This window comes from Streptomyces lushanensis, assembly GCF_001700515.1.
GTDB classification, from domain to species: Bacteria; Actinomycetota; Actinomycetes; order Streptomycetales; family Streptomycetaceae; genus Streptomyces; species Streptomyces lushanensis.
Map to the genome: position 1 here is coordinate 1 of NZ_MAUD01000530.1, position 2,458 is coordinate 2,458.

4 protein-coding genes and 1 pseudogene are annotated in these 2,458 nt (G+C 70.1%); 2 read left to right on the plus strand and 3 right to left on the minus strand.

Features of this window, described 5'->3' with window-relative positions; all coding sequences use genetic code 11:
- On the minus strand, positions 1–296 hold a 296-nt coding region (locus BFF77_RS30830), incomplete at its 3' end, for an ATP-binding cassette domain-containing protein (RefSeq protein WP_141698576.1).
- 413 nt (positions 297–709) lie between these two features.
- On the opposite strand from BFF77_RS30830, the gene BFF77_RS30835 reads away from it, so the two are divergent.
- Positions 710–1,069, plus strand: coding sequence for a hypothetical protein (locus tag BFF77_RS30835; RefSeq protein WP_066956633.1), 360 nt, complete (start codon positions 710–712; stop codon positions 1,067–1,069).
- Between the two features lie 2 nt (positions 1,070–1,071).
- On the plus strand, positions 1,072–1,581 hold the full coding sequence (locus BFF77_RS30840) for a hypothetical protein (RefSeq protein ID WP_245703905.1): 510 nt from the start codon (positions 1,072–1,074) through the stop codon (positions 1,579–1,581).
- A gap of 78 nt (positions 1,582–1,659) precedes the next feature.
- Here BFF77_RS30840 and BFF77_RS30845 read toward each other — a convergent pair whose 3' ends face one another.
- Positions 1,660–2,163 carry a GNAT family N-acetyltransferase gene (locus BFF77_RS30845; RefSeq protein WP_066956636.1) on the minus strand — a complete coding sequence of 168 codons (504 nt, stop codon included), beginning with the start codon at positions 2,161–2,163 and terminating at the stop codon, positions 1,660–1,662.
- 37 nt (positions 2,164–2,200) lie between these two features.
- Positions 2,201–2,458: pseudogene (locus tag BFF77_RS37375) on the minus strand (sigma-70 family RNA polymerase sigma factor); the annotation flags it as partial.

The following is a 2,458-nucleotide window of genomic DNA, read 5'->3' on the forward strand; positions in this document are numbered from 1 at the left end:
CGCCGGCCGCGGCCGGCGAGCGCGGTGAGGTCCTGGCCGTTGACGATCACCTGGCCCGCGGTGGGACGTTCGAGGAGATTGACACAGCGGATGAGCGAGGACTTGCCGGCGCCGCTCTGTCCGACGACGCCGAAGACCTCGCCCTCGCGTACATGGAGGTCCACGGAGTCGAGAGCGGTGACTTCGCGGCCTCGTGATGTGGCGGACCGGTAGATCTTCGTCAGGCCCGTAGTAGTGATCACTGGGGTATCCATCACTGTCGAGTGCGCGGCGAGGTGTCCGCCGGCACGGGGCATTCGTCATTCGGACGCTTCACGCCGAGACGGTGGGTGAACCGGGAGCAGGCGCGTGCGAGGCAGACCGGGCCGCTCGCCGGGGTCCGGACCATGACGGGCACGGTGTACGGAATCGGCGCGGCGGCGTGGCTGTCGGGTCCCGCTTCGGGGCGCGGGGCTCAGGCAGGGGCCCTCAGTTGGCGCACATTCGACACAGACAACGAGCACCGGGCGTCGTGATCGCCTCGGTCGCGGGGGCGCGGTAGCTCATCGTGGTCATGCGACAAGTAAAGCAGACATCAAGAGGCCCCTCGGGGGCTTGTCCGTATATCGGACGCATTTGTCTCATCGTTGTGGCCCCGGTGACGGCCGCCGCTCCCCGTGGGTCCGGGGGTGCGCGCGGGGTGCATTTCGGGCCGTAATACGCTCGGGCCATGCTCGTCGCCCTGACGGTCGCGGTCTCCGTGGCCGCGCTCGCCCTCGCCGCCTGGTGCGGTTTCGCCGCCTGGCGCGACCAGGCCACCAAGGACTGGCACTTCATCGGCATGGCCGTGGTGGCCGCGCTGGCGCTCGTCCAACTGGTGATCGGGATCGTGCAGCTGGCGCGCGGGGAGAAGGCCGACCAGGGCTCGGTGATTTTCGTCTCGTACCTGATCGGCGCGCTGCTGGCGGTGCCGGCGGCCGGCTTTCTGTCGCTGGCCGAGCGGACGCGGTGGGGTTCGACGACGGTGGCCGCGGGAGCGGTCGTCCTGGCCGTGCTGGAAGTACGGCTCCATGACATCTGGGGAGGCTGAGGATGGGCGAGCCCACCACCGGCGCGAGGACGGGACGGCGGACGGCGGAGCGGAAGCAGGACCGGGCGAACGGGCCGGCGCCGGCGGGCGGGGGCTCCGGAACCCGGCTGGTCAGCGGACCCGGACTGCTGCTGGTCTGGCTGTACGGCGTGATGTCCGTCGGCGCGGTCTCCCGGTCCGTCTACCAGATCGCGACCGAGTTCGGGCACGCGCCGCTCGCCTACACACTCTCCGCCCTGGCGGCCCTGGTCTACGCGTTCATCACCTACACGCTCGTACGCGGCGGGGAGACGGCGCGAAAGGCGGCGCTGGTGTGCTGCGCCGCCGAGCTCGCGGGTGTACTGACCGTCGGGACCTGGACGCTGGCCGAGCCCTCGGCCTTCCCGGACGCCACGGTCTGGTCGGACTACGGCATGGGTTATCTCTTCATCCCGGTGCTGCTGCCGGTCACCGGGATCCTGTGGCTGCGGAAGGCCCGCCGCCCGGACGCGCCCGAGCCCGGACGTGCCTGAGCCAGGACGTGCCCGGCGGTCCCGCCCGGCCCGCGGGCGGAGGACGCCGCTGTCGAACCATGCCCGACGGGACGCCCCTCAGGCGCTGGCCGCGTACACGCTCACGCCGGCCGCCTTCTCCAGGGTGACGAGCGTCAGACGCGGACCTATCTGCTCCGTCGACACGGACCTGTAGCCGCGGCTGCGGTAGAGCCGCAGATTGCCCTCGCTGCGGTGGCCGGTGAAGAGCTGGAAGCGCTTGGTCGCCGGCTCGCCCGTGAAGTGGTTCTCTATGGCGTCGAGCAGCCGGCCGCCGAGGCCGTGGTGGCGCAGCCGGGGATGGACGATGAGCTTGGCGATCCGCGCGGTGCCGGTCTCCTCGACGTGTCCCCTGACGGACGCGACCACTTCGTCGCCGAGACGCGCGACGAGGCAGTACCCGCGGTCGAGTTCGGCCTTGAGATCGTCGAGCGTCTGGGTCAGCGGCTCGATGGTGTAGTCGCCGTACAGCTCGGCCTCGTTCTGGTAACACAGATACTGCAGCTTCAGAATGTGCTCCGCGTCCTGTGCGCTCGCCGCTGCGATGGTCACGCTCATGCCCATGTGTGCATGCCTCCCGCTCACCTGATCCGCCGGTTGTTTACCGCTCCCTTCCCCACGGTTCAGGAGCCGCAACCTCCGCCCTCAGCATTCTGCGCAGGCATCCCAGACATCTCGATCGCAAAGGACCCAAACTGCCCTGTGACATACCCAACTCGCCCGCGATTTCCCGGTAGGTCGGGTCCTTCGGGGACAGCATCGCGGTCAGCAGCCGGGGACAGTGCCCGGGAGTACGGCCGACCGCCGCGCTGCGCACCGACTCCGAGGCGCACGCGCAGCGCGGCGGTCGGCCGTACTC

Coding starts and splice junctions, on each gene's coding strand:
- BFF77_RS30835 (WP_066956633.1), top strand. CDS start 710: ATGCTCGTCGCCCTGACGGTCGCGGTCTCCGTGGCCGCGCTCGCCCTC.
- BFF77_RS30840 (WP_245703905.1), top strand. CDS start 1,072: ATGGGCGAGCCCACCACCGGCGCGAGGACGGGACGGCGGACGGCGGAG.
- BFF77_RS30845 (WP_066956636.1), bottom strand. CDS start 2,163: ATGGGCATGAGCGTGACCATCGCAGCGGCGAGCGCACAGGACGCGGAG.